The 25030-nt window shown below is 46.6% G+C and carries 26 protein-coding genes and 3 tRNA genes; 12 read left to right on the top strand and 17 right to left on the bottom strand.

Going from position 1 to position 25030, the window contains the following annotated elements:
• From L1285_RS07445 to L1285_RS07435, 3 genes are read right to left on the bottom strand one after another with little or no spacing between them, the layout of a single operon-like run.
• Complete coding sequence (locus tag L1285_RS07445; RefSeq protein ID WP_235411630.1) at positions 1–747, bottom strand: HvfC family RiPP maturation protein; 747 nt, start codon at positions 745–747, stop codon at positions 1–3.
• Complete coding sequence (locus L1285_RS07440) at positions 747–1583, bottom strand: HvfB family MNIO-type RiPP peptide maturase (protein ID WP_235411628.1); 837 nt, start codon at positions 1581–1583, stop codon at positions 747–749. Before L1285_RS07440 ends, L1285_RS07445 begins: the two co-directional genes overlap by 1 nt.
• A 25-nt stretch (positions 1584–1608) precedes the next feature.
• The gene (locus tag L1285_RS07435; protein ID WP_046006390.1) at positions 1609–2049 is read right to left on the bottom strand and encodes an HvfA family oxazolone/thioamide-modified RiPP metallophore; all 441 of its coding nucleotides are present in this window, start codon (positions 2047–2049) and stop codon (positions 1609–1611) included.
• A 166-nt stretch (positions 2050–2215) separates the two neighbouring features.
• Here L1285_RS07435 and L1285_RS07430 point away from each other — a divergent pair, with 166 nt between their 5' ends.
• Together L1285_RS07430 and L1285_RS07425 are read left to right on the top strand one after the other, a co-directional pair.
• On the top strand, positions 2216–3208 hold the full coding sequence (locus tag L1285_RS07430) for a tRNA-dihydrouridine synthase (RefSeq protein ID WP_235411626.1): 993 nt from the start codon (positions 2216–2218) through the stop codon (positions 3206–3208).
• Between the two features lie 35 nt (positions 3209–3243).
• Positions 3244–3597 (top strand): TraR/DksA C4-type zinc finger protein, encoded by a 354-nt coding sequence (locus L1285_RS07425; protein ID WP_046006378.1) that lies wholly within the window; start codon positions 3244–3246, stop codon positions 3595–3597.
• On the opposite strand, the gene L1285_RS07420 is transcribed toward L1285_RS07425, so the two are convergent.
• The 10 genes from L1285_RS07420 to L1285_RS07375 all read right to left on the bottom strand — a co-directional run bounded on the left by L1285_RS07420 (position 3584) and on the right by L1285_RS07375 (position 14234).
• Complete coding sequence (locus L1285_RS07420) at positions 3584–4621, bottom strand: hypothetical protein (RefSeq protein ID WP_235411625.1); 1038 nt, start codon at positions 4619–4621, stop codon at positions 3584–3586. The two genes, L1285_RS07425 and L1285_RS07420, sit on opposite strands and share 14 nt — an antisense overlap.
• Positions 4622–4824: 203 nt before the next feature.
• Complete coding sequence (locus L1285_RS07415) at positions 4825–6087, bottom strand: hypothetical protein (protein WP_235411623.1); 1263 nt, start codon at positions 6085–6087, stop codon at positions 4825–4827.
• 11 nt (positions 6088–6098) lie between these two features.
• A complete protein-coding gene (locus tag L1285_RS07410) occupies positions 6099–6713 on the bottom strand; it encodes an energy transducer TonB (protein ID WP_021032687.1) in 615 nt (204 codons plus the stop codon).
• A complete protein-coding gene (locus tag L1285_RS07405; RefSeq protein ID WP_010381814.1) occupies positions 6713–7117 on the bottom strand; it encodes an ExbD/TolR family protein in 405 nt (134 codons plus the stop codon). The genes L1285_RS07410 and L1285_RS07405 overlap by 1 nt, the downstream gene beginning before the upstream one ends.
• 14 nt (positions 7118–7131) lie before the next feature.
• Positions 7132–7656, bottom strand: coding sequence for a MotA/TolQ/ExbB proton channel family protein (locus L1285_RS07400; protein WP_235411621.1), 525 nt, complete (start codon positions 7654–7656; stop codon positions 7132–7134).
• Positions 7656–9020 (bottom strand): MotA/TolQ/ExbB proton channel family protein, encoded by a 1365-nt coding sequence (locus tag L1285_RS07395; protein ID WP_235411619.1) that lies wholly within the window; start codon positions 9018–9020, stop codon positions 7656–7658. Before L1285_RS07395 ends, L1285_RS07400 begins: the two co-directional genes overlap by 1 nt.
• 6 nt (positions 9021–9026) lie before the next feature.
• A complete protein-coding gene (locus L1285_RS07390) occupies positions 9027–9797 on the bottom strand; it encodes a DUF3450 domain-containing protein (RefSeq protein WP_125784480.1) in 771 nt (256 codons plus the stop codon).
• Positions 9798–10192: 395 nt separating this feature from the next.
• Positions 10193–10840 carry a CatA-like O-acetyltransferase gene (locus tag L1285_RS07385; protein WP_235411617.1) on the bottom strand — a complete coding sequence of 216 codons (648 nt, stop codon included), beginning with the start codon at positions 10838–10840 and terminating at the stop codon, positions 10193–10195.
• Positions 10841–10893: 53 nt separating this feature from the next.
• Positions 10894–11934: a Leu/Phe/Val dehydrogenase gene (locus L1285_RS07380; RefSeq protein ID WP_235411616.1), complete on the bottom strand. Its 1041-nt coding sequence runs from the start codon at positions 11932–11934 to the stop codon at positions 10894–10896.
• 773 nt (positions 11935–12707) lie between these two features.
• The gene (locus tag L1285_RS07375) at positions 12708–14234 is read right to left on the bottom strand and encodes a fumarate hydratase (RefSeq protein ID WP_235411614.1); all 1527 of its coding nucleotides are present in this window, start codon (positions 14232–14234) and stop codon (positions 12708–12710) included.
• A gap of 226 nt (positions 14235–14460) precedes the next feature.
• On the opposite strand from L1285_RS07375, the gene pabB reads away from it, so the two are divergent.
• The 3 genes from pabB to L1285_RS07360 all read left to right on the top strand — a co-directional run bounded on the left by pabB (position 14461) and on the right by L1285_RS07360 (position 17927).
• Positions 14461–15801, top strand: a complete 1341-nt coding sequence (gene pabB / locus L1285_RS07370) for an aminodeoxychorismate synthase component I (RefSeq protein WP_235411612.1) — start codon at positions 14461–14463, stop codon at positions 15799–15801.
• Positions 15798–16355, top strand: coding sequence for a CoA pyrophosphatase (locus tag L1285_RS07365; protein ID WP_235411610.1), 558 nt, complete (start codon positions 15798–15800; stop codon positions 16353–16355). Before pabB ends, L1285_RS07365 begins: the two co-directional genes overlap by 4 nt.
• Positions 16356–16550: 195 nt before the next feature.
• Positions 16551–17927: an L-serine ammonia-lyase gene (locus tag L1285_RS07360; protein WP_125718728.1), complete on the top strand. Its 1377-nt coding sequence runs from the start codon at positions 16551–16553 to the stop codon at positions 17925–17927.
• Between the two features lie 224 nt (positions 17928–18151).
• Here the strand turns inward: L1285_RS07360 and cysB are convergent, their stop codons facing one another.
• Positions 18152–19129: an HTH-type transcriptional regulator CysB gene (gene cysB / locus L1285_RS07355; protein WP_046005983.1), complete on the bottom strand. Its 978-nt coding sequence runs from the start codon at positions 19127–19129 to the stop codon at positions 18152–18154.
• A gap of 278 nt (positions 19130–19407) precedes the next feature.
• Between cysB and L1285_RS07350 the strand changes: the two genes are divergently transcribed.
• A complete protein-coding gene (locus L1285_RS07350) occupies positions 19408–20169 on the top strand; it encodes a hypothetical protein (protein WP_235411608.1) in 762 nt (253 codons plus the stop codon).
• A 6-nt stretch (positions 20170–20175) separates the two neighbouring features.
• Here L1285_RS07350 and L1285_RS07345 read toward each other — a convergent pair whose 3' ends face one another.
• The gene (locus tag L1285_RS07345; protein WP_235411607.1) at positions 20176–21465 is read right to left on the bottom strand and encodes an NCS2 family permease; all 1290 of its coding nucleotides are present in this window, start codon (positions 21463–21465) and stop codon (positions 20176–20178) included.
• Between the two features lie 118 nt (positions 21466–21583).
• Between L1285_RS07345 and L1285_RS07340 the strand changes: the two genes are divergently transcribed.
• The 3 genes from L1285_RS07340 to L1285_RS07330 all read left to right on the top strand — a co-directional run bounded on the left by L1285_RS07340 (position 21584) and on the right by L1285_RS07330 (position 23064).
• Positions 21584–22045: a tetratricopeptide repeat protein gene (locus tag L1285_RS07340; RefSeq protein ID WP_235411605.1), complete on the top strand. Its 462-nt coding sequence runs from the start codon at positions 21584–21586 to the stop codon at positions 22043–22045.
• A gap of 121 nt (positions 22046–22166) precedes the next feature.
• On the top strand, positions 22167–22592 hold the full coding sequence (locus L1285_RS07335; RefSeq protein WP_052713226.1) for a SulA-like leucine-rich domain-containing protein: 426 nt from the start codon (positions 22167–22169) through the stop codon (positions 22590–22592).
• A 16-nt stretch (positions 22593–22608) separates the two neighbouring features.
• Complete coding sequence (locus L1285_RS07330; RefSeq protein ID WP_235411603.1) at positions 22609–23064, top strand: YchJ family protein; 456 nt, start codon at positions 22609–22611, stop codon at positions 23062–23064.
• A gap of 255 nt (positions 23065–23319) precedes the next feature.
• Here L1285_RS07330 and L1285_RS07325 read toward each other — a convergent pair whose 3' ends face one another.
• Positions 23320–23841, bottom strand: coding sequence for a VC2046/SO_2500 family protein (locus tag L1285_RS07325; protein WP_235411601.1), 522 nt, complete (start codon positions 23839–23841; stop codon positions 23320–23322).
• 112 nt (positions 23842–23953) lie between these two features.
• Here L1285_RS07325 and L1285_RS07320 point away from each other — a divergent pair.
• The 3 genes from L1285_RS07320 (at position 23954) to L1285_RS07310 (ending at position 24254) form a co-directional block, all read left to right on the top strand.
• A tRNA-Tyr gene (locus L1285_RS07320) sits at positions 23954–24038 on the top strand.
• A 23-nt stretch (positions 24039–24061) separates the two neighbouring features.
• A tRNA-Tyr gene (locus L1285_RS07315) sits at positions 24062–24146 on the top strand.
• A gap of 23 nt (positions 24147–24169) precedes the next feature.
• Positions 24170–24254 (top strand) — tRNA-Tyr (locus L1285_RS07310).
• Between the two features lie 36 nt (positions 24255–24290).
• On the opposite strand, the gene L1285_RS07305 is transcribed toward L1285_RS07310, so the two are convergent.
• Entirely contained in the window at positions 24291–24968 is a 678-nt protein-coding gene (locus tag L1285_RS07305) for a M48 family metallopeptidase (protein WP_235411599.1), read from the bottom strand.
• Positions 24969–25030: the final 62 nt, after the last annotated feature.

Raw genomic sequence — 25030 nt, 5'->3', positions numbered from 1 at the left:
TTATGCTTTTTTATCGACCAATATGCCCTGACGAACAAACTGACTCAGCGTCTGAACAGCGCCATTAATCAAGGTTGGTTCGTCAAACTGGCTAAACTGCTCGGCCAGCTGGGCCGCTAATGCCCTGATGGTGATTCCGGGATTAACAACAATATTTTGCAGCAACAAGGCCGTCATTGGGTTAGTTTCGATAAACTGGACATCAAAGGCACGATCCCGATACACAATAAAACAATGTGGGCCCGAGGTCGTCTGGGGCTGATAATCTTCACTGATTTGATGTACCGGATATTGATAGCTGACACTGCGAGCTGCTTGTGCCAGATGTAAACCGGATTGCTCAGATAAAGGCAATGGAATAGGATATTCTGCTTCACACTCTTTGGCGATTGCTACCTCCAGCTCTGTCCACTCATAGTGCGCAAGCTCAAGCATAAAAGGCGGATCTGATGGTGTAGGCGTGTACGCTTCTTGTAAAAAGTCCAGAAATTCCCGGCTAATATCTAAAAAGTACGGAGACTGACAATCATGCTGACTAAAGAAGCTGCGCACCAGCGTGAGCCAGGTCTGTTCATCGTAGAGGCTTTTGAGTACCGGAAAGGTGGATGCAACAAAGCCCTCGATATTATTGAAAAATAAATCACGATAAACCTGCATGCGCCGGTCCTCAACACCCGCTGGTACTGGGTGCGCTGCAGGGTCCTTAATATGGGCCATAAACTCGGCCTGAACTTGCTCAAAGGACATCAGGCTATCCCCCTATGTGACTTGTCCAGACTTTGCACAGCATGGATCTGATCGACCTCCTCCAGCAATTGCGCCATAGGTGGAATATTAAAATCACGCTCCAGCAGTGTCGGGAATACGCCGTGTATTTGATAGGCTTGCTGTAGCAATTGCCAAACTGGATCACACACTGCATCGCCATGGGTGTCCACTAGCAGGTCTTGTGCTTCAACATAGTGCCCGGCAATATGGCCATAAGCGATGCGCTCGCTGGGCATTGCTGCTAAAAACGCTCTGGCATCATAGCCATGGTTAATTGAGTTAACGTAAATATTGTTCACATCCAGCAGCAGATCACAGTCGGCTTCTTCAAGCACAGCCCGAGTAAAATCCAGCTCTGACAACTGCTGCCCTGGTGCCGCGTAATAGGACACGTTCTCCACGGCTATCCGACGTTCTAGTCTGTCCTGCACTTCTCGGATCCGCGCCGCGGTATGCTTGACCGCTTCTTCGGTGAACGGAATAGGCATCAGATCGTACATGTGACCATCGCCCGAGCAGTAACTCAAATGTTCGCTGTAACAGCGAATATTGTGCGCTGCAAAAAAAGTTTTCAGATCGCTGACAAACTGCGTATCCAGCGGTGCCGGCGATCCGAGTGATAACGACAAACCATGGCAAACAAAAGGATGCCGGGCAGTTAGCTCAGAAAACTGAGCGGCGTACTTGCCACCGAGCGTCATCCAGTTTTCAGGTGCTACTTCATAATAGTCAACCTGCTGAGGTGGCGAGGCCAGAATATCATCCAACATCTCGCGCCTCAGGCCCATACCGACCATACCAAACGGTTTATTCATTATCACTCCTTAGCCTGATCAGCTGTTAAGCGTGGCCACCACATTTACCTTCGCCACACTTGCCCTCTTTTTTACCTTTGGCATCGCCGCCGCATTTACCTTCGCCGCACTTGCCCTCTTTTTTACCTTTGGCATCGCCGCCGCATTTGCCTTCGCCGCACTTACCTTCTTTTTTACCTTTGGCATCGCCGCCGCATTTACCTTCGCCGCACTTGCCCTCTTTTTTACCTTTGGCATCGCCGCCGCATTTACCTTCGCCGCACTTGCCCTCTTTTTTGCCTTTGGCATCGCCGCCGCATTTACCTTCGCCACATTTGCCTTCGCCCGCGTCTAGCTGATAACCAGCAGTCATTTGCTCAAAGCTAAATGGGTTTGCAGCAGCCTCTGGTGCACTGAAGGTTGCGGCAGTCACAACTGCAGCGCCTAATGTCATCGCAAGTGTGTTAGTTTTCTTTACTGATTTCATCTTGTTCTCTCTCAATCGGTAGCAATAAAAAATGGTTGATTCGCCTAGTAGACCACGGACTGAAGATATTTATTTCAGCACTTGAGAAATTTTTATCTCCATTTCCCTATTAATAAATCATCTTCTCTCGTATAGAATAGCGCGAATTTTTTCTGGTGCGGTAATAATGAAACTATTTTTAGCCCCTATGGAGGGCGTTGTCGACTTTAAAATGCGCGAACTACTGACCGATCTGGGTGGATTCGACATGTGTGTCACTGAGTTCATCCGCGTGGTCGACTTGACCTTGCCGCGGCGTGTGTTTATCCGTTATTGCCCGGAGCTTCTGAATGGCGGCTTGACCAGAGCAGGTACGCCAGTGCGGATCCAGCTACTTGGACAAGTGCCTCATGTCTTGGCGGCCAATGCCAGAAAAGCCGTTAAATTGGGCTCGCACGGCGTTGATCTGAACTTTGGCTGTCCAGCTAAAACCGTCAATAAAAGCAAAGGCGGCGCTGTACTGCTAAAAGAACCCGAACAAATTTATCAAATCATCCGGGCTGTGCGCGAGGCAGTGCCACAAGAGCATGAGGTCAGCGCCAAAATTCGCCTTGGTTTTGATGACGATTCAAACAGCACAGAAATTGTCGATGCAGTGCAAAGTGCCGGCGCATCCAGCCTGGTGATCCATGCCCGTACCAAACGCGATGGCTATAAACCACCAGCCTATTGGGAAAAAATCCCGCCTCTTCTAAAGCGCCTGACCATTCCAGTCGTTGCCAATGGAGAAATTTGGCAGGTAGAAGACGCCATGCGTTGCCAGCAGCGCAGCGCCTGCGACAACCTGATGCTGGGCCGCGGAGCTCTTGCCACGCCGGATCTGGCCGCAAAAATTAAAGCCCATGTAGAGGGCCGTGAATACCGTCCACTTGACTGGCAGGAAGTGGTCTATCATATATTGCACTCCTCAATGCACCAGGACCCTGAGGTGGGAGCAAAGTACTTCTCATCACGCACTAAGCAGTGGCTTGGTTACTTAAAATTACAGTACCCTCAGGCCCATACTTTATTTGATGAAATAAAACGCCTGAAAAGCAAAGACGACGTAGTATCTGTGCTTGATAAATACGCAAAGTCCCCGCTGCTTGATTCAAATCATAACAATGAGCCTGCTGCCTAATAGATAATGGATGCTCAGAAAAGGAGAAGAGCGCCATGAATGAGAATTTAATGCATCACTATCAGGTAAAATTGCAGGCTGAGCTCGACCAGATCCGGCATGAGTTTCTTGCGGATCTAAAACAAGCCAGTAACCACGCGACCGAGGCGTTGATCGATACCTTACAATCATCACCGCCACATGAATGGGTTGATATCGCTAGCGATCGGATCTGCCCGGGTCAGTTTCCTAACTTCGAACGCCTGGTGAAGGTTGAAGCGGCGATTTGTCAGATGGACATTGGCCAGTTTGGCTACTGCTGCGACTGTGAGAAGAAAATTGAAGACACCCTGCTGGCCGTTGACCCGGCTGCGCAAAGGTGCCTTGACTGTGTGGCTAAGAAGAAGTAATTTGTCTTAACAACGCAAAACTGGTCGCAGGGAAGAAAAGGATATCTTTAAGCACAACGAAGGCCTGGTCTTCATTCAGCGCTAACCTTGATTGCAGTGCCAACAGAGCTTGTTTCTGCGACCAGGCAAAATAATGCACACCCAGATCCACTTCCATCATGGCTACCGCGAAAAGACGTTCACCGTTAGTGAGTATCTGCTCACACTGATTGGCCGTTTGCTGCAAAGACACAAACCCATCGCGCCAGTTGAGCCCAGCTCGCTTATCACACGCAGCTAATAACTGGTGCACCAATGGCGGGGTCAGGCTGAAATTAACCCGGGCTGCTCCCTCAGGGGCTTCGCTTTCCAGGTTTTGTAACTTGCCGAGCAAAGCTTCTGGCGAGTTCACCGTACCGCTGTAAAAATTGAGCTTGCTTTGGTACCACTCTTTACCATTAGGTAACTGGTACATGCCCAAAGATGATCTAACCCGGTAACTTGCCAAGTACCCAGCCAGGCTTTGCGCGGCTTTGGACTGTGTGGTTATATCAGACGTCAAGTAATCGAGTAACTGCTGTCTCTCAACCCGGTTCAGCAAAATTTTACTTTCCCGGGCTTCATTAAGCCGTGCCTCAACATAGCCGTACCAGGCATCCATCTGAGACGATGCCACCTGATGCGCCTGTGCAATCACAGGTAGATTTAAATGTACCGGCCAGGGTAGGAAGCGCTCCGGATATCGCTGCTGTATAGACAGATACTGGGCTTCCTGCGCCGCTGTTTCAGCAAAATTATCAAGATCTGCGCGCAGCAGTAAGTCGTGGCGCTTTTTTAAATAAGTTTCTGTAAATGGCAGCTCTAAAGAGCCTTCACTCTGGAGCGGCTTTCTGGTCTGAGACGCTGCCGGATATGAGAACCAATTAAGCTGGTTAAGTTGCTCAGATAGATCTGTGTGCGAGAGCTTTACTTGCGGCTCAGTACAACCGCTGATCATCGTCAGCAACAGAAGTGCTGAGGAAACATAACGCAGAGAGGTTTTCATGTCAGTTTATCCACCTTGTTCACTTTGCAAAGATGCGCCAGGCATAGCTGCGCCTAATCTGCTCCGATTATAACAAAGAAAGTGAGGGGTTTTATCACTTAAATCAGTGTTCTATAGGTAAAGATTGAATTGATATATTCGAGGTAATGGGCCCTTTGTGAGCGCCCAAAAAGCAAAAAGCCCCTTGCGGGGCTTTTTCTGTATTAAAGGCTGATGCCTTTACGCTGTGCTTTCTCTTTGATGAAAGAGGCCCAGCTGCGAGCAAATTTGCGTGTTCTAGGATCTTCCTGAGCCTTAACAATCGCGGTGTATGCTTGCTTATACTTTTCCTGATACAGATAAGCTTCTGCCAAGTCAGAGTAGATTGTACCTTTCTTCTCAGAGCCCAGTTCTAACGCTTTGTTCAGACGAACAACCGCTGCACTGTACTGCTGGTCCTGAAGTAACAAACTACCCGCTTTGCGGTATAACTCAGCATCATCGTCAAACTTTGCTGCTTCTTCATAGTACTTAGCCGCATCGTTGATGTGCTTAGCCTGATGATAGTAGCTGGCAATGGCTGTAACGTTTTGCTTAGTGCGCTTAACCTTCTCTTCTTTGACCGACTTTTCCATCACCTTAGCGGCTTTATATGGAATTTCGTTCAATGAGTAGTAGCTGCTCAGAATTTTGTAATGGTTTTCTTTTTCAAAATAACCATTCTGATAAGCCACTTCCATCACGGTCTGACCTTTTCTGTAGTCTTCCGTTTGCATGTAGAAGGAGCCCAACTGAGTCCACATTTTCGGGTCTTCCGGGAAAAGCTTAACCAGTTCTTCAGCAACCTTAACGGCGTTTTTGAACTGTTTCAGCTCAAAGTAAGAACCAATTTTAAGCATGTAGAATGACTTATTAGGTTCTTCTTTGTTAAGCGCAATCGCTTGGTCCGCAGGCTCAATAACATCTCTGTACTTTTTCAGCTCATAGTTGGCTTGAGCGATACGACCATAGACTTTAGCGTCTTGTTCACCGGTGAAATCCATCCAGTCATAGTAAGATTTCTTAGCACCTTCGTACTGCTCTGTACCAATCAGAAGGTCACCCAACAGCTTGATCAAGTCGCCCTGATCTTTGAAGTTCAATACGTCTGGCGCAATTGCCTGACGGATGTACTTAATTGCTGTTTGATACTCTTCTTTTTGAGCATACAGGTTACCCAGGTAACGATTTACCGTGGCGCGGTCAAACTCGTCAGACGCGTCAATTTCAAGCAATAATGCAATTGCTTCATCAACTTTGTCTTCATTATACAAGTCAAACGCTTTAATAACCTTTTTACCAACTCGCTCACCCATAACCTTGGTTTTGGCATTTTTGCGCGCTTCGATCTTTGCTGGATCGGGAGCGGCGAATGCGGCAGTGCTTAAAGCACCGCCTGCCAAAGACATCATCAGAGCAAGAGCTGTTGCTTTAGACATTTGCTTCATACCTTACTCCTTTAATCTTGGTTAAGTTTAAAGTCAAGTTGTACAGTAATACCAGGTTGCTTTTGCGGCTTACCATCAACAATTTTAGGTCTGTATTTCCACTTGCGTAGCGCACGTTTTGCTTCGCGGTTGAAAATACGCTTTGGTTCAGCATCGATGATCTCAATGTCATCTACACCGCCCAGCTCATTGATAGTGAAGCGCAGCTGTACCCAGCCTTCTTTACCATCACGCGCTGCTTGAGGCGGATACTTAGGTTCGATACGAACGATAGGTGTTGCTTCACCGTCACGACCGAAATCACCAGGACCACTTAAACCACCAGCTGTGCCACCAATGTCGATGCTAGGCATGTTAAAGCCAATCGCACCTGCATTCGGGTTGGCATTCTCAGGCTGAGGCGGCTGCGGTTTAGGCGGCTGCTTTGGCGGTGGAGGAGGCGGAGGCGGTACACGCTTCCTCTCCTGCACATCTGATTCAGGCGGATTCGACATAATCTCGACTATGATCTCTTCCTTCTTGTTATCAGCCCTATCCGCTCCTCCTGAGATAAGATAGGACATAAAGAAGAATAAGCCGAAGGTTACTGCCCCACCTGCAAGAAGTGAAAACAGAAATCGAATCATCACTTAGCTCCAGCTATTGAAATCTTCAAGGCGTCGTCAGTTGCCTTAATCTGGTCCATTACCTTAACAACTACACCGTGTTTCGCGCCTTTATCCGCCTGGATAATAACGGTCTCGGTTTGTTGCTCAGCTAACAGATTTTCAAGGTTCGCACTTACACGCTCAACATCAACCTGACGCTTGTCCATCCAGATCTCACCGTTTTCACGGATAGCGATAAAGATGTTCGCATTCTTAGTTTGTTGTGCCTGCGCAGCTTTTGGCTTTTTAACTTCAATACCGGCCTCTTTAACAAAAGAGGTAGTAACGATGAAGAAGATCAACATGATGAATACGATGTCAAGCATCGGGGTCATGTCTACTGCTGCTTCTTCTTCCTCACGAAAACGTTGTTTACGTGCCATAATAAAATCTCTCTCTAGTGATGTGGCAAGCTATCAATTAGTTTCTCTTTAGCCATCTTTGCTCTCGCTTCAAGACGGGTACTAAAGAATACACCTGATAGTGCCGCAACCATTCCAGCCATTGTTGGTATCGTTGCCATTGAGATGCCTGAGGCCATCAATCGAGGGTTACCAGTACCTTGTGTAGCCATGGTTTCGAATACCGAAATCATACCTGTCACTGTACCTAATAGACCGATTAACGGACACATTGCAACCAATGTTTTGATAATCAACATGCGCTCATCTAATTTTTCAGACGCTTCAGAAATCCATGCATCGCGGATTCTGTGTGCGTACCAAGATGTAGTATCTTGGCGGGCATCCCATTTGCTTACTATTCCCTTTTTCATTTTAGGAAATTCAGCTAATAGGAACCAATAGCGCTCAATCATTAATACCCACATTAGAAAGAGTGCTATCGCGACCACGTATAATACATCGCCGCCTGTAGCAACAAAATCCCTGATAGATTCCCACGTCTCCACCAGGACTAGCATTATGCTCTCTCCTTCTCCGCGTGCGCAGCAACGATACCCGCGCTTTGCTCGTCAAGAATGTGTAGGATAGATTTACTACGACCCGCAACGATAGCGTGAAGTAGGATTAACGGTAGCGCAGCAATTAGACCAAGCGCAGTAGTAACAAGTGCTAGAGAGATGTTACCTGCCATGATCTTCGGATCACCAGTACCAAATAGTGTGATTGATTCGAACGTCATGATCATACCAACAACCGTACCTAGTAGACCTAGTAGCGGTGCGATAGCTGCAAGGATCTTGATGATGTTGATACCAGCATCGATGCGAGGCGTTTCACGCAAGATTGCTTCATCAAGCTTAAGCTCAAGGTTTTCAACGTCTTGGTTCTTGTTGTCGTGGTATACTTTCAAGATGCGGCCCAGTGGGTTGTTATCCGTTGGGTTGTTAGCATTCTTGATTTGCGCCTTGATCTTCGCACCAACCAACATTAGGTCAACGAAACGAACAACAGCGATTAATGCACCCAGCGCCAACAATGCAGTGATGATGTAACCTACTTCTTGACCCTGGTGCCAACGTTCTTCAACAGTTGCACGCTGAGTGTTCAGACGTAGGATAGCACCACGCGTTGGGTCAACAACGAAAGGCGTGTACTGGTTAGCAGACGTGTTCAGAAGATCAGCAACAGTGCCTAGAACGTCTGAAGAAGGTTGCTTACCAAGTGGTACGATTTGCTTGTTTTCTGCATCGTAAACAACGTAACCGTCTTTAGTTACCAGGTTGAAGTTACCAACACGTGTTACTTGTTTAACATTGATGTCACCGCTTAGCTCTGCTACTTCAGATTCAAAAGTAGAGATCTTAGCTGATTCCGTCATTTCAGTTTGGAAAGCAATCCAAAGTTCTTCCAGCTCGCGAGTAGTTGGTAGTTCTTTAGCTGCAGCCAGTGAACGAAGTACTTCTGAACGTCCAGGCTTCTCAGCACTGATGATAGACGCTTCGATTGCACCGATTGCTTCAGCAGCGTTACGACGTACCACACCGAACATCTCACCCAGAGTACCCTGTGCGTTTACAAGCTCAGTCTCTTTCTCAGCTAGTGTTACTTCGTTTTGCTTGAATTGCTTGTTAAGACGCTCGCCACGTGCTTTTTCAGCAGCCAGGTCACGCTTAGCTTTGTTCAGCAAAGCTTGCTTGTCAGCGCGATCTGACAGGAACTCTTGTTCACGAGCTTTGTTGATTTTACCTTCAGAGATACGGTTCTGCTTCACTTGCTCAAGGATTTTATCCAGAGACTCAGTGTTAGCGTGTGCGTTCAACGCGCCACCAGCAGAAACTGTTAATGCTGCAGCAACGGCAAAACCTTTAAATAGTTTCTTCATGTTTTATTACTCCGCGCCGAAAATAGGTAGTTTAACTAGTTCTGGGGCAGCCTGACCACGTGCGATACGGATCATGTCTTTGACAGGCTTCAGGTATTCCTCACCTAGCTGATCCCACTGCTTGCTGCTGGTATTCCAAACCCATGCTTGCTTCTGGTCAAAAGACTGAGCAACATAAGCGATACGACCCAGGCGGGCGAAGTCAACATTAATGTTCTTACCGCCTACTTCAAGTGAACCTTGAGAAGCAACCATTGCTGAACCGTAGTTAGTTTCAATGCTGTATGCTTCAAGTACCTGACGGTATTTTTCAGACGTCGTTACTTTCGCGTTAGTTAGCGTTTCACGAAGTCTTTCGATGCGTTCTAGACGCTTTTCAGTATCAAACGGCACGTCCGCTTTGATGAATTGCTCGAGTGTATCAATCATGCGATACATCAAAGGCACAACGTCTTGCTTAGTTTTATCAACCGTCGCGATCTGACGTTCTAGAGATTCGATATTTGCATTTTGGTCTGCAACCAAACGTGCTACGTGATCGTTGTAAACTTTCAGAAGTTCTGTTTCGTCAACAATTCCACGGTATTCAGCTACCATTTCGATAGTTTGACCGTAGATACCATCAATCTTGTCTTGAGACTTTTTAGCAGCCGTTTGAGTTTGCTGACCTACTTTTTGTATGTCATTCAAAGGATCTGCCATCACATTGCTGCTTGCAATTGCCGCTGCGCCAAAAAGCGCTGAAGCTACAAGGCTCTTTCTGATTTTAACAGACATAGTTCCCAACCAATTAAGTAATGTTACTTTTATAATTTTTGCACTCTCTATGAGAGTACCCCGGATACTTTTAGCAGTATCAACCGTGCAATAATGCTAAATGCTATTGCCCATGTCAACTTCATGTTTAAAACAATTTTTGCTTGTCGCGATGAAATAAATTGAAATAAAACATTGTATTAACAAGGAAACCAAGAATAAAAACCTTAAGCACTTATATTTCATACACAAAGCAACTTTATTTACATTTTATTACAGCCATTTTGGCCTGAACATCGACCTTTATTTTGCACAATCACGGGCTCAATTTCATTTTTAATATCAAGCTACTAGGCACAAGCTGAACACTTAATGTTCACTTTTACGCAACAGCTAATTCAGTTACGGATGAGCGTTTAGGCTAATAACTGTTCAGACAGTATTTTGCACTGTGTTTCTATTTCCTGGATAAATTCTGCTACATGCAATCCGTCCATCAACCCGTGATGTACCTCAACTGAAAATGGCAATTCACCGGTTTGTGGGTCAAGTTTGCCGAACACACATTTTGGAATGCCCAGGTTATCTTTTGCATTTCGGGCATGACTAAAGCTAGTAAAATCGAACCACGGCAAAATGGATAGATAAAGTTGCTGCGGATTATCGCTAGTTGCCAAAAAATGTTCACTTACCAAGGGCTGATCCAGAAACGCCTTTTTCTGTGCATCATTATTTTTAATGTAGTCGTGGATATCCTCACAAGCAACCAAAGGCACAAATCTGAAGCTTCTGTCTTCGCGCAAGAACACACAACTCATGTCGACTTCTTCAACAACGCAAGGACGGCTATTGACTATGCGGTAACGAATGGGCGCGTAGTTTTGGCAAGCCTTGCTCAGACAATATAAATAACTATAGGTAAACGAAAGCTGCCGTTGCTTACACAGCGTATATAATGAACCTGTTTTAAGGCGGGTGGTAATACTAAAAAAAGGCTGCTCGAAGCCGAGGTAAAAATCAAAGTGTTCGGCCCGGGGCCAGTCTAATGAGGTGAGTTGTTTCATAATTCAATATAGAGGGAGAAATACCCCTCTATATTGATAGGATCATGCAAAGATTACAAACCGTTTGCGATGATCTCCTGTGCAAGCTCGTCGGCAATCAGGTGCGTTGATTTTTGCTCAGCATCAGAGCGAACAAAGATCTCTGTCAAAGTGTCGTAGATGCCTTCAACATGTTTGGTCGCCGCAGCCTCACTATAGCCTTCCGGCTTAGTTTCGTAGTATACGTTGATAATACCGCCGGCGTTGATAACGTAATCAGGTGCATAAAGCACGCCCTTCTCACGCAAGATCTCACCGTGTCTTGATTCAGCAAGCTGGTTGTTCGCACAACCTGCGATAATGCTGGCTTTAATACGAGGGATAGTTTCGTCGTTTACTGTAGCACCCAGTGCACAAGGGGCATAAACATCAACATCCAGGTCGTAGATTTCGTCAATGCTCACAGCAGTTGCACCAAAGTCATTTACAACTCGGTCAATCGATGCCTGGTTAATATCCGTCACAAACAGCTCTGCGCCCGCTTCATGCAGGTGCTTACATAAAGTATATGCAACCGCGCCTAAGCCCTGCACCGATACTTTCACACCAGACAAATCCTGATGACCATGTTTGTGCTGATAAGCCGCCTTAATACCCAGGAATGTACCCAGTGCAGTAAAAGGTGACGGGTTACCACTTTTACCTTCAAGACCCATTACATAATTGGTCTCTTTATGCATGGTCATCACATCGCCTGTGGTGATGTTCACATCTTCAGCTGAGTAGTAGCTACCGCCAAGACGCTCAAGGTGTTTGCCAAATGCTCTGAATAAGGCTTCAGATTTGATTTTTTTAGCATCACCGATGATCACAGATTTACCACCACCAAAAGGCAGACGGGCAACGGCATTCTTATAAGTCATCCCCTTTGACAGACGCAATACGTCGTATACAGCATCGACATCATCTGCATAGTCCCACAGACGACAACCACCAACCGCCGGACCCAGCTTAGTGTTATGAACAGCAATGATTGCCTTCAGGCCCGATGCCTCATCAGAACAAAAAACCACTTGTTCGTGGTTATCAAATTCAACTTGGTTAAATACAGCCACTTTGTTTGTTCTCCGTTATAGACTGACTTTGAGTCAGATAGCGCTGAAATTCATCGAACTGTATCACTAACTCTCTAACCAATCCACAATATGAGTTGATATTGACTCTAAAAGCGTTAAAGCTGCCTGCATGATACATTAAATAGCCATATATTGACTTGATTATGCGCGCGATTGGATTATATCAGTTTAATTCTTCAGTATTTTTACGGATCATGCAGGTTATTCTTTACGTAAACGTAAACACTTTCGTTTGTGTATGAATATTTTTACGGTTATAAGAGGTCTGATGAGAAATCAGGGTCAACTCATCATTTCATAGCTCCTATCAGGAACGAGCGGTCTTCTATCCGTATCCAAGTCACAGCAAAATAGCAGAAAACGCTTGATTAAATATTATATTGTATACAAAATGACATTCTTGGTAATGACCAAGTTCACTAACAATAACTTTGTAAGGATATAAAAATGAAACTTCAATTGACTAAAAAACCGCTAAAGTTGCTTAAACCTAATCAAGTTGTATTTGATGGTGACAAAACAAGGCTTGTTGCGGGAGGTGGATTACCAGGTATAACTGAGGGGTCTAACTGCGCAAGAATTACCTATAATTCGCAGTGTTGTAACTAGCAGCAGTATAAAGAAAAATGGCGCTTGAAACTGGCTAGCTGATACACTATTGAGTGATACTCTGAGAAAATTAATGAATCACTTGCTTGAGAATAGCGTGGTTAAAGGGCGGTATTTTACCGCCCTATTTGATCAGCTTTGCTTTAACTAAGCTTGCTATCCAGCTCTTCAATTTTGGCTTTCCAGATAGCCGGGCCCTGAGTATGGGCGTTCACTCCGTCGCTGTCTACAGCGACAGTTACTGGCATGTCCTCTACTTCAAATTCGTAGATTGCTTCCATGCCCAGATCTTCAAACGCGACCACTCTGGCTTTCTTAATCGCTTTGGCTACCAGGTAAGCAGCACCACCCACAGCCATCAAGTAAACCGCTTTGTTTTCCTTGATAGATTCAACCGTTGCCGGGCCACGCTCTGCTTTACCAATCATGCCGATCAGGCCGGTTTTTTCTAACATCAGGTCGGTGAATTTATCCATACGAGTCGACGTTGTTGGACCAGCAGGGCCTACAACTTCATCGCCAACGGCATCAACAGGGCCTACGTAGTAAATGAACTTGTTAGTCAAGTCGACGCCTTCAGGCAAACCTTCGCCTGAATTAATCATATCCTGTAAACGTTTATGTGCGGCGTCACGGCCAGTCAGGATCTTACCAGACAAGAGAACGGTCTCGCCCATTTTCCAGTCCTGAATATCGTCTTTGGTGATCTCATCCAGGTTAACGCGGCGTGTATCTTCACCCACTTCCCAGGTCACTTCTGGCCAGTCTTCCAGCTTAGGCGCTTTCAGATCAGCAGGACCCGAGCCGTCTAGCGTAAAGTGTACGTGGCGGGTTGCAGCACAGTTGGGGATCATCACAACGGGCTTAGAAGCAGCATGTGTTGGGGCTGACTTGATTTTAACATCAACAACCGTAGTCAGACCGCCCAGGCCCTGTGCACCAATCCCGAGTTTGTTCGCACGCTCAAAAATTTCCAGGCGTAGTTTTTCTTCTGCTGTGTCTGCGCCACGCTCCATAAGCTCGTGGATATCCACAGGATCCATCAGCGACTCTTTTGCCAGTACCGCAGCTTTTTCAGCCGTACCACCAATACCTATTCCCAGCATGCCAGGCGGACACCAGCCAGCACCCATAGTTGGTAAGGTTTTCTCTACCCAGGCAGCAACATCGTCTGACGGGTTCAGCATCACCATTTTAGTCTTGTTCTCAGAACCGCCACCCTTAGCAGCGATCATCACTTCTACTTCAGCGCCTGGTACCATATCGATGTGCACAACAGAAGGCGTATTGTCTTTGGTGTTTTTACGTGCACCAGCGGGATCTGCAACAATAGACGCACGCAACGGGTTATCCGGATTAGTGTAAGCACGACGTGTACCTTCATCCACCATTTGCTGTACAGTCAGGTCCGTCTTGTCCCATTTAACATCCATACCGACCTTTACAAAACAGGTCACAATTCCGGTGTCCTGACATAACGGACGTTTGCCCTCTGCCGACATACGGGAGTTAATTAAGATCTGCGCAATGGCATCTTTGGCAGCTTTACTTTGCTCTTTGTCGTACGCTTTTTCTAACGCCTGAACAAAATCCAGCGGGTGATAATAAGAAATGTATTGCAATGCATCTTCGATGCTGTCAATGAAGTCTTGCTGACGAATAGTACTCATGACGGTTCCTTTATTCTCCGGCCTGTGACGAGGCAAACCGGTGTTTATTGAGAGGCGCGATTATATACCATCTTGCCAGGCGTGAGTATCGCTATCACAGATTAGCGACTAAAGTCCTGTACTTATGTAAAGCGACCAAGATGGAATGCAATCAAACACGCTATGGATTCAATGACAATTATGATACCCTCCTCGCCCGTTTCGGGCTAGCATTCGGGTTCAGTTAATGATAAATCCAGGTAGTAACACCATTGAACTAGACATTTCTTTGTCAACCATTGAGGTATTCAATACCCTCGCCTCTCAGCCGCTGGCAATCTTGCTCGACTCCAGCGATGCCAGACACGAGAATAGCCGGTTTGATATCATGAGTATCAAGCCCTTGTGTGTACTCGAAGCCAGGTCGGGCCAATTCTATCTTGATGGTCAACATGTTGAGCAAGACGGTTTCTCCTTAATGCAAGAGAAACTGGCGCAGCTGGACGCTACCTCACATACTGACGTGCCCTTTAGTGGTGGCTGGCTTGGCTATTTTGGCTATGATCTCGGCAGATATATCGAGACTATGCCCCAAAATGCAGTGCAAGACATTGCATTGCCAGACATGATAGCCGGCCTTTATCCGGATGCACTGATCCACGATAACCTGCTTAACCGCTGGTACTTTGTTACCCAGCCAGGCTATAACCGGCTCAGCACTTACCGCTCACTCATAGAAAAGCATCCTGCTGCAAACGAATCATTTACACTGACCAGCGACTGGCAGGCGAATATGACGCAGGCTGAATATGCCGACAAATTTGCCAAAATCCATGCGTATCTGAAAAGTGGCGACTGTTACCAGATTAACCTGGCGCAAAGATTTAGTGCACGCTATCAGGGTTCACCCTGGCAGGCCTATAAAACCCTACGCGCCAACAACAAAGCGCCTTTTTCCGCATTTATAAACCTGGGGGATGATGCCATTATATCTGTGTCACCCGAGCGCTTTATCTCAGTGCGTCAGGGCCAAATTGAAACCAAACCCATCAAAGGCACCTTACCCAGATTGGCAGACCTGAAAGCCGATGCACAGCAGGCTGCCACCTTACAACGCAGCAGCAAAGATCGCGCTGAAAACGTGATGATTGTAGACCTTTTACGCAACGATCTTGGTAAAGTTGCCAAACCTGGCAGTGTGCAGGTGCCTAAACTCTTTGAAATCGAAAGTTTCCCCGCAGTACACCACCTGGTTAGTACGGTTACGGCTCAGCTGGCCGAGGGAAAAACCGCAGTCGATCAACTCAAAGCTGCATTCCCCGGTGGCTCCATCACCGGCGCACCTAAGATCCGCGCAATGGAAATCATTGAAGAACTGGAGCCACACAGACGCAGCGCCTATTGCGGCTCGATTGGTTATCTCAGTGCCTGTGGGGCGATGGACACCTCAATCACGATCCGCACACTGGTGTGCCACCAGCAAAAAATTTACTGCTGGGCCGGTGGAGGGATTGTCGCAGACTCGGACTGTGAGTTAGAGTATCAGGAGACATACCACAAGGTGAATAAAATACTGCCCATTCTATGAATCTACAACACGTGATCAGCCGCTTCAGTCTGGGTGGCTCAACCCTGACGCCGGTATCGGGGCAAGGTCAGGAAAGTGCCGTTTTAGTGCCACTGCTTGAGGTGGATGGCGAGGCATCAATGCTGCTATGCAAGCGCAGTGCTCAACTGCGCCGTCACCCTAGTCAATTGTGTTTTCCGGGTGGTAAAGTAGAATTGCAGGATGCCTCAGTGATCACCACTGCACTGCGCGAAAGCCAGGAAGAAATCGCCCTGGATCCGCAGCAGGTTAACCCCGTTGGCGTATTGCCTTTGCACACCACTCTCACCGGCTTTCGCATCACGCCTGTATTGGCTGTTTTAGACCTTAATGCCAGCTGGGAAACACAAAGTGACGAAGTCGAACACGTGTTTACCCTGCCGCTTTCGTTACTTGCACAACAACATGCCTGGCAACCTGTTCAAACCCAGTTACGCGGCAAAACAGTGACTTTCGATGGCCTGATGACTCAGCACGGACTACTCTGGGGCGCAACTGCTAAAATAGTCCAACAACTCCTCACTCGAGTGGCCTGACCAGTACACAAATATCGCCAAATAACACCCTAACTAAATGAGTTTGCGCACATAAAAGTATTTTTTACCGCAAACTACTAATTATGACCTTTAGTTTAACCAAAACTGTATACAATTTTGCTGTGAAATGGGTTACTTATGCAATAATTAACGTTATGATGTGCGCCCGTTCAGAGGCAATGTTGAGTAGAATTTATGATTAGTGCATTTGATATGTTCAGTATTGGTATTGGACCTTCCTCTTCCCATACTGTCGGACCTATGCGTGCTTCGCGCCTGTTTGTAAAAGACCTGCAGGACAACAACATAATTGATCAAATCACATCAGTGAAAGTAGAGCTATTTGGCTCACTGGGCCAGACTGGTATCGGCCATGGCTCCGGTAAAGCAGTGATCCTGGGCCTGGCAGGATACGATCCCGAATCGGTAGATGCGGATCAAGTGCCCCAGATCCTGGACACCATTGAGCGTGAGCAAGTAATTTATCTGGACAAGACCCACAAGGTCGCTTTTCCTAAGCAAGGCGCCATTGTTTTTCATCGTCGAAAAACCCTGCCGAAACACTCCAATGCAATGGAGCTACAGGCATACGCGGGCAGTGAGTTAGTGCACAGCCAGGTCTATTACTCGATAGGCGGTGGCTTTATTGTTACAGATGAGCAGTTTGATGCAGAAAAACAAGCTGCGCTGGATATACGTGAGCAAAATCCGGCCCCTTACCCTTTTGAAAATGCGCAGCAATTGCTGGAAATGTGTAAAGAAACAGGCCTGAGCGTATCGTCATTGATGATGCACAATGAGAAAACACTGCGCAGTGAGCAGGAGATCAAGTCCGAGCTATTCCATATCTGGGAAGTAATGAAAGCCTGCACAGAACGCGGCATGCGCACCGAAGGTATTCTTCCCGGTGGCTTAAAAGTAAAACGTCGTGCACCTAGTTTGTATTTAAAGCTTAATGTTGAGAACAGCAATGATCCGCTTCGAGCCATGGACTGGGTTGACCTGTTCGCACTGGCCGTGAATGAAGAAAATGCGGCGGGCGGCCGTGTCGTCACAGCTCCGACTAATGGTGCAGCCGGGATCCTGCCTGCGGTGCTTATGTATTACCATACATTCATTAAAGAAGTGGACGCTGAAATTGCCACACGATACCTGCTGACAGCGGCCGCAATTGGTATTTTGTATAAGAAGAATGCCTCTATCTCTGGTGCCGAAGTAGGCTGTCAGGGCGAAGTGGGGGTGGCCTGCTCTATGGCAGCAGGGGCGCTTACCGAGATCATGGGTGGTAACGTGGTCCATGTAGAAAATGCCGCTGAGATTGGCATGGAGCACAATCTGGGGCTGACGTGTGATCCCGTAGGCGGACTGGTGCAGGTGCCCTGCATTGAACGCAACGCCATGGGTGCAGTAAAAGCCATCAACGCTTCACGCCTCGCTATGCGCGGCAGTGGTGAACAAAAAGTCTCTTTAGATAAGGTGATCAAAACCATGCTCGATACGGGTAATGACATGAAAACCAAATATAAAGAAACGGCACGTGGTGGGCTAGCGGTTAATATTATCGAGTGTTAACCAGCCCGCAAGGGCAGACAATAAAAAAGCCGCAATTGCGGCTTTTTTATTGTCTATTCGTACCAATTTGCTTAATTAAGTGTTCTATTCTGAGGCGAGAAAATATCGTCGATAACAAGGCAAAAATTTTGCTATTTAGTTGCTCTAAATGAGAAATTTTTAACACAGTTAGCGTCATATTTGCTCCTTCAAATTGAACAGGTATTAAGTGAAATTGGTACCTCTTACTTGACGGGTAGCTCTGTATTCTCAAACAATGCATCAACGTCTTCCTGGTTGCGCATCAGGCTCGCCCGCTCGACCAGGTCTTTAGTCAGATGAGGTGCAAAACGCTCGATAAAGTCATACATGTAGCCGCGCAAGAAACTACCCTTTCTGAACCCAATTTTGGTGGTGCTGGCCTCAAACAAATGGCTGGCATCAATACACACCAGATCTTTGTCTGTCACTTCATCTACGGCCATGGTTGCCAGCACACCCACACCCAGCCCTAATCGAACATAGGTTTTAATCACATCCGCATCGGTTGCTGTAAATACAATATGCGGCGATAAGCCGTGTGCATTAAAGGCTTTATCCAGCTCTGAGCGCCCGGTGAAGCCGAATACATAGGTGATCAAAGGATATTTTGCTACATCCTGTACTGTGATATTGCTGCCTTTTTTGGCCAGCGGGTGATCTTTTGTAACCACAATACTGCGATTCCAGTGATAACAAGGCAGCATTATCAGATCACCGTACAAATGTAGCGCTTCGGTTGCGATGGCGAAGTCTGCATCGCCCCTGGCTGCGGCATCTGAGATCTGTTGCGGTGTGCCCTGGTGCATGTGCAAAGACACCGCTGGATACTTTTGCATAAACCCCTGGATCACACTTGGCAGCGCATAACGCGCCTGCGTATGTGTAGTCGCGATATTGAGCTTCCCCTGATCGGGCAGCGTATGTTCATTGGCAACGGCTTTTATACCCTCAACCTTAGACAATATCTCCCGGGCAATATTGATTATTTCATTGCCAGCACTGGTAACATGCGTAAGGTGTTTACCACTGCGGCCAAAGATCTGTACACCAAGCTCGTCTTCCAGCATACGCACTTGCTTGGAAATTCCCGGCTGGGAGGTATACAAGCTTTCCGCGGTTGCAGACACATTGAGGTTGTGATTCAGAACTTCAACTATGTATTTCAGTTGTTGTAATTTCATAACTAAGCGTTTGTTTTAATTGTTATCTGGTGTACGACTAGGCCAGCTATCATTAGATGCAGGCAAATAATGACTCAGCCTAGCATAATTATAGTCTATCCGATAGGACAATACTTTCCCCAGCCTATTAGAGCCAGCTTCCGGTCATTAAGCTATACTAAAAAATGATGGAATTTGCTGGATTTTCAAGTCTCTTGTTATTAACACTGTTCAATCCGCAATTATTTGATGTAATATAAAAAAACTATCAGCTGTATGATTTACGAAGAGATCCGGGTATGTTTATTACCGTTATAATTTTGTTGATTGTAGCACTCATTGTTATTGCTGTGTGGGTTAGTGCTATTCAACAACACAGAGAAAAACAAGAAGCGGAACGCCGTAAAGAACTGTCAAAGCAAAAGCGGATCATCGAAGAAGCCGAAGACGTGATACTCAACAGCAGCAATATTCCAATGTCGGGTGCAATGATCCGCATCATCCAACGCCGGGTCCATGATGCCCTAGTCTCCATGGTCGAGCTCTCGCCAACCTCTCGCGAACTTAAAAGTCGCATGCATGAATCTCAGGAGCGCTTAAACAGCGAGCCGCAAAATGTCAACGAGTCCGACAAAGTTTCATTACCCGATAACGACAAGCAACTCATTGCCCTGGTTCAGGGTATTAAAAAGTTGCGCCATCTGCTGCGTTCAGAACACAGCAAAGGCAAAGTAGATACACAAGTGTTTGTGCAGGAAGACCGCAAAATGGAGCGGTTGCAGCTTAGGATCAATGTAGAGAGCCAAATTAAACGAGGGTTGTCTGCGAAAAGCGCCAACATGGTGGGGTCGGCACGGCAGTATTTTGAAAAAGCCTATGCAATTATATGTGGCGTCACTTATTCAGATGACTATGTCAATGAAAAGAAAAACCTGCTCGAAGGGTATCTCAGCGAGATAAGCACAGAGCTGAAAGCGTCGAACGCGTCTGCGGTGAAAAAGAAAGCCGAGAAAGAAAAGGACGATCTCGACGTCCTTTTCGCTCCCAAGAAAAAGTGGTGATCAGCCTCAGCTGATCGCAAACTTTACAATAAACAGTACAGTCAACACCCACACGCTGATTGAGATTTCCTCACGCTTGTTACAGGCCAGTTTGACCGCCGTGTAAGAAATAAAACCAAGCGCAATACCGTGGGCAATCGAAAAGGTTAACGGTGTCATTAGTAACACAACGCTCACCGGGATAGCATCACTCATATCATCCCAGTTGACTAGCTTGAGATTTTGCAACATCAGTACAGCTACATACAAAATGGCCCCGGCTGTGGCGTACGCAGGTACCATCTGCGCTAAAGGCGCAAAGAACATCATCAACAAAAAGCACAAACCAACGACCACAGCGGTCAAGCCTGTGCGGCCTCCCACAGACACGCCAGACACAGACTCGATATAAGAGGTCGTGGTAGACGTGCCAAGAAAAGAACCCGCAATGGTCGCTGAGCTATCCGCAGACAGTGCTCTGCCAAGGCGTGGCATGCGCCCTTGCTGATCTGCAATTCCGGCTTTTTGCGTAACCGCGACCAAAGTACCGCTGGTATCGAACAAATCAACAAATAAGAATGCAAACACCACACTCAGCATCGAAATTTCTAGTGCACTTGCAATATCCAGCTGGGCAAGCGTGGGGGCAATACTTGGCGGTGCCGACACAATGCCTGCGTATTCAACTAACCCCAGAGCCCAGGCGAGAACAGTAACTAATAAAATACTGACCAGCACGCCACTTTTCATATCACGATACATTAATGCCGCAATCACAAAAAAGCTCAGAATAGCCAGTAATGGACCCGGGCTGGTGATATCACCCAGCTGAACAAATGTTGCAGGACTGGCGACGATGATCTGCGCATTTTTTAGCGCGATCAGGGCCAGAAAGGCGCCGATCCCTGTGGCAATTGCTTGTTTAAGCACCAAGGGAATGGCCTGGATCACCCATTCCCTGACTTTAAAAATACTCAGTAATAAAAACAAGCAACCCGATAAGAAGACCGCACCCAGCGCGCTTTGCCAGGTATGGCCCATTCCCAGCACGACACCGTAGGTAAAAAAGGCATTTAGTCCCATACCTGGCGCCAATGCCAGTGGATAGTTAGCCCAAAGGCCCATGATAAAACAACCTATGGCAGCCGCTAAACAGGTAGCGACAAACGCAGCACCATGATCGATACCCGCTTCAGCCAACATGGCCGGGTTTACAAACACAATGTAAACCATAGTGACAAATGTCGTCAGACCGGCAATAAACTCGGTTTTGACTGTGCTCTGCTGTGCACGGAGCGAAAATAATTTTTCCAGCATGTCTTTGTATTTTATATAGAAACGAAAGCCGGATTTTATCACAAATCTCTGGTGTAATCGGACAAAATAGTTAAAAATCAACTACACTCTGATCTAGGTCGTATTAAGTGAAATCAGTATGAAAAAGAACCAATTAGCAGTTGCAAACGGCAATGACTTGGAACAACAGCTTCTCAATGTGCTGGAATTTGTTACCGCAACGCCTGACTCCGAAAACCGCTGGCCAACAGATACGGATAGCAAAGCCGCCTATAAAAAAGGGCTTTATTATCTGAAGAATAAACAATATCCACTCGCCGCGAAGTGGTTGCGCCTGGCAGCTATGTCGGGAGACAACAAAGCACAGTTTTACCTTGGCATGCTGTTTATTAAAGGCCAGGGCGTACCAAAGAGTGTATTTCATGGCATTGCCTGGTTGTCACTTGCGCAAAGTCAGGGTAACCAGGCAGCCGCAGGCACACTGGAACAAGTGCGTGCGCACCTGACAGTAAAACGCTTTATTGACGCTCAGTGTTATGCCGCAACCCTGTATGAGCAAATTCACCAAATGATGCATTTTAATCAGGACGCTAACAAATAATAAAACTAAGTACAATCAAAGCTCTAATAAAAAAGCACAAAAAATACGCGACAATTTACTTGCCAAATAGCACTGTATGAAATACTGTATAACCACTGTATAGAAAATCAGTGGTCTGCTCATGTTACATACTCAAGTGCAAAATATTTCTTCACACAAAACTCGCTCGGCCGATAAACGCTATCAGCTGGTGCATGCAGAAGATGACATAATCAGCAGTTTAGAACTGCTTAAGATCCTGTACCGGTGTAACTCACTACACAGATGGACACTGCTCATTGCACCAGACAATATTCCCAGCAAGGCATTACTGGATACCAGCTCAATAGACAGTAGTAAGTTGCTGGTGCTGCGCCAGAGACATTTGATAAACTTGGAGTATGTTATTAACAGCGCTTTATGCAAAGGCAACTTTGCAGCGGTGATCACCTGGACGGACATTGTATCGGAACAACAGCTTGCCCGGTTTAAGCTGGTAGACAGTGATACTGAGTTGTTTTGCTTTACTCGCACCTCCGGCCATGAAGCATCTGTCGTTGCGCATTAAGTTCAAATGAGAAATTATGTGTTATTGCGGTTCTGAAATTGAAGCACACGCGTGCTGCCTGCCTTTTATAGAAGGTCATAAACAACCTGAAAGTGCTGAGCAGCTAATGCGCTCACGGTATAGTGCTTATTGCCTCAAAGACACAAGGTATATACATGATACTTATGCACAGAGTAAACGTGCACAAAACAGTGAAGCCAGTATCAAAGCATTTGCCGAGCAGGTCGCCTTTATCGGATTAGAGGTTATCGAATGCAGTGAGTCTCCCGACTATCAATTTGTGGAGTTTAAAGCGACTTATCTGGATGGTGGTGTGTGCGTCACAATGCATGAACGCTCCCGATTTATCAAAGAAGCTGGTTTTTGGCGCTATGTGGACGGCGAGCTTTATCCTTGCCCTGAGAAAAAAATCAGCAGGAATGATCCCTGTCCCTGCCAAAGTGGGAAGAAGTTCAAAAAATGCCATGGCTAACCAGGCGGACAAATGCAGGCTCTGGCAACTTCGTTTTTCGGTGCCTAACACCCCACGCCTTGCCTTATGCCTGTACTAATACAGGCTATTAAGCTGGCCCCAGCGCTTCAGCCTGAGTCTTATTTTCAGGCTGGTGCCGTTTTTCCGCCAGCCTTAAAAACATGTCACTCATCGAGCGGGCTTTAAGTTTAAGCTTAAAAAGCGCCTCAAATTGAATACAATGCCCTCTTAAATCCTGCTTACCTCAAACCTGAGTTATACAGCGACCTGCAACATGGATTGCATTTCACCACCAGCCAGCTGATCATAAAATCCTGCTGCATCTATGTCTTTATTGTCTACCAGCATTTGAGGGTTTCTGGTTTGTTCTAGTTTTTGTCTCACTGCGGGTTCAAGATTATCCACTATGTGCAGGGGGATGTGCTTTTTATCGTTACGCACCGCATAAGGCTCTGGCTGCAAACATTCTTTGAGGCGCAGGCTGGCCAAATCACCATCGTTCACCAAAAACCCGTTATCCTGACCTATCAACATATTGAACTGTTCGGGCGCAAGTGGCTTCTGCGGACCAAGCTGCAATGCCTTTTTTAACGCAGCTTCGGATTTATCGGGTTCCTCTGGTGAGGTATGAGGCAGGTCAAACTCGCTAAAATCCAGCGCATCCTGAGACAGCAAAGACAAAAGCAGCGCAAAATCACCGCGCCTTGCTTCATGAACGCTGTGATTAAGTGCACTGCCCAGCTGAGCTTCTTTGCACAAAATGCCATCTATCTGCATGTAAAATCGCCACAATTTAGGAAATATGAAAATTTATCGGCATTTTTTCAATTTTCTTTAGGACATTTCTTTACTTCACTAAAAACTTTGATATTATCAGCGCCGTTGTTGAGGAGGGGTTCCCGAGCGGCCAAAGGGATCAGACTGTAAATCTGACGGCACTGCCTTCGCTGGTTCGAATCCAGCCCCCTCCACCACTTCACAATTTGTATTTCTCTTAGGAGGGGTTCCCGAGCGGCCAAAGGGATCAGACTGTAAATCTGACGGCACTGCCTTCGCTGGTTCGAATCCAGCCCCCTCCACCACTTTACAATTTGTTTTTCTCTTAGGAGGGGTTCCCGAGCGGCCAAAGGGATCAGACTGTAAATCTGACGGCACTGCCTTCGCTGGTTCGAATCCAGCCCCCTCCACCACTTTCCTTGTTATTTTATTTGTTATCTCCCAGGCGACTATTTCTCTATCTGAAGCCTGACACCCTGATGTCTCAAATAAGCTTGTGCTTCACGATAATTCGGATAATGCTTTGCAACAATTTGCCAAAAGGCCTGATTGTGTGCCATCACATGATAATGTGCCAGCTCATGCACAACCACATAATCAATCACCCACTTTGGCGCCCCAACCAGCAGGCTATTTAGCGCCAGCGTGCCATTCGATGACAAACTCCCCCAGCGGCGTTTATATTCTCTGATCTTAAGCTCCTGATATTGGCTACTCATCCGCTGTGAATACTCTGCCAGTACCGGCGTAACATAGCTTAGCAACGTCTGATTCAATAATTTAAACAGCGCTTTACGCGCGCCCTCTGAACCTGGTTGCGCACGGGTTTTCAACCCTACACATTGTGTGTCATGGTCAATATAAGAACGACTTTGCGAGCACTCAAACTTGTACTGCTCACCAAATATCAGAATTTGCTGACTGTCGAAAGGCGCCTGGATCCGCTGTTGTTGGGCAGACACCGACTGTTTTTTGCTTTCAACCCACTGTGACTTGCTTTTTAGCCAGGCATCCAGCCAGAGCTTATCGATGCCATAAGGCGCGAAGACTTTAACGCCATCTGCTGTAACTTTAATCGCAACGCTCTGCCGGCGCTTACTGATGCTTAACTGATAATCGAATGACATAGATACAATTTTTTATTTACCCTGAAAAATTACTGCTACCCTTACTAATAAGAAGGATTAAG

It is taken from the genome of Pseudoalteromonas sp. DL2-H2.2 (genome assembly GCF_021532535.1).
GTDB classification, from domain to species: Bacteria; Pseudomonadota; Gammaproteobacteria; order Enterobacterales; family Alteromonadaceae; genus Pseudoalteromonas; species Pseudoalteromonas rubra_A.
Note: the sequence above shows the minus strand (reverse complement) of the source record. Positions and strands in the feature narration are given on the sequence as shown.

Coding starts and splice junctions, on each gene's coding strand:
- L1285_RS07360 (WP_125718728.1), top strand. CDS start 16,551: ATGATTAGTGCATTTGATATGTTCAGTATTGGTATTGGACCTTCCTCT.
- L1285_RS07330 (WP_235411603.1), top strand. CDS start 22,609: ATGTGTTATTGCGGTTCTGAAATTGAAGCACACGCGTGCTGCCTGCCT.
- pabB (WP_235411612.1), top strand. CDS start 14,461: ATGATAAATCCAGGTAGTAACACCATTGAACTAGACATTTCTTTGTCA.
- L1285_RS07325 (WP_235411601.1), bottom strand. CDS start 23,841: ATGCAGATAGATGGCATTTTGTGCAAAGAAGCTCAGCTGGGCAGTGCA.
- L1285_RS07305 (WP_235411599.1), bottom strand. CDS start 24,968: ATGTCATTCGATTATCAGTTAAGCATCAGTAAGCGCCGGCAGAGCGTT.
- L1285_RS07405 (WP_010381814.1), bottom strand. CDS start 7,117: ATGGCACGTAAACAACGTTTTCGTGAGGAAGAAGAAGCAGCAGTAGAC.
- L1285_RS07420 (WP_235411625.1), bottom strand. CDS start 4,621: ATGAAAACCTCTCTGCGTTATGTTTCCTCAGCACTTCTGTTGCTGACG.
- L1285_RS07350 (WP_235411608.1), top strand. CDS start 19,408: ATGTTTATTACCGTTATAATTTTGTTGATTGTAGCACTCATTGTTATT.
- L1285_RS07440 (WP_235411628.1), bottom strand. CDS start 1,583: ATGAATAAACCGTTTGGTATGGTCGGTATGGGCCTGAGGCGCGAGATG.
- L1285_RS07390 (WP_125784480.1), bottom strand. CDS start 9,797: ATGTCTGTTAAAATCAGAAAGAGCCTTGTAGCTTCAGCGCTTTTTGGC.
- L1285_RS07415 (WP_235411623.1), bottom strand. CDS start 6,087: ATGAAGCAAATGTCTAAAGCAACAGCTCTTGCTCTGATGATGTCTTTG.
- L1285_RS07340 (WP_235411605.1), top strand. CDS start 21,584: ATGAAAAAGAACCAATTAGCAGTTGCAAACGGCAATGACTTGGAACAA.
- L1285_RS07375 (WP_235411614.1), bottom strand. CDS start 14,234: ATGAGTACTATTCGTCAGCAAGACTTCATTGACAGCATCGAAGATGCA.
- L1285_RS07385 (WP_235411617.1), bottom strand. CDS start 10,840: ATGAAACAACTCACCTCATTAGACTGGCCCCGGGCCGAACACTTTGAT.
- L1285_RS07430 (WP_235411626.1), top strand. CDS start 2,216: ATGAAACTATTTTTAGCCCCTATGGAGGGCGTTGTCGACTTTAAAATG.
- L1285_RS07410 (WP_021032687.1), bottom strand. CDS start 6,713: ATGATTCGATTTCTGTTTTCACTTCTTGCAGGTGGGGCAGTAACCTTC.
- L1285_RS07445 (WP_235411630.1), bottom strand. CDS start 747: ATGTCCTTTGAGCAAGTTCAGGCCGAGTTTATGGCCCATATTAAGGAC.
- L1285_RS07425 (WP_046006378.1), top strand. CDS start 3,244: ATGAATGAGAATTTAATGCATCACTATCAGGTAAAATTGCAGGCTGAG.
- L1285_RS07335 (WP_052713226.1), top strand. CDS start 22,167: ATGTTACATACTCAAGTGCAAAATATTTCTTCACACAAAACTCGCTCG.
- L1285_RS07435 (WP_046006390.1), bottom strand. CDS start 2,049: ATGAAATCAGTAAAGAAAACTAACACACTTGCGATGACATTAGGCGCT.
- L1285_RS07345 (WP_235411607.1), bottom strand. CDS start 21,465: ATGCTGGAAAAATTATTTTCGCTCCGTGCACAGCAGAGCACAGTCAAA.
- L1285_RS07365 (WP_235411610.1), top strand. CDS start 15,798: ATGAATCTACAACACGTGATCAGCCGCTTCAGTCTGGGTGGCTCAACC.
- cysB (WP_046005983.1), bottom strand. CDS start 19,129: ATGAAATTACAACAACTGAAATACATAGTTGAAGTTCTGAATCACAAC.
- L1285_RS07400 (WP_235411621.1), bottom strand. CDS start 7,656: ATGCTAGTCCTGGTGGAGACGTGGGAATCTATCAGGGATTTTGTTGCT.
- L1285_RS07395 (WP_235411619.1), bottom strand. CDS start 9,020: ATGAAGAAACTATTTAAAGGTTTTGCCGTTGCTGCAGCATTAACAGTT.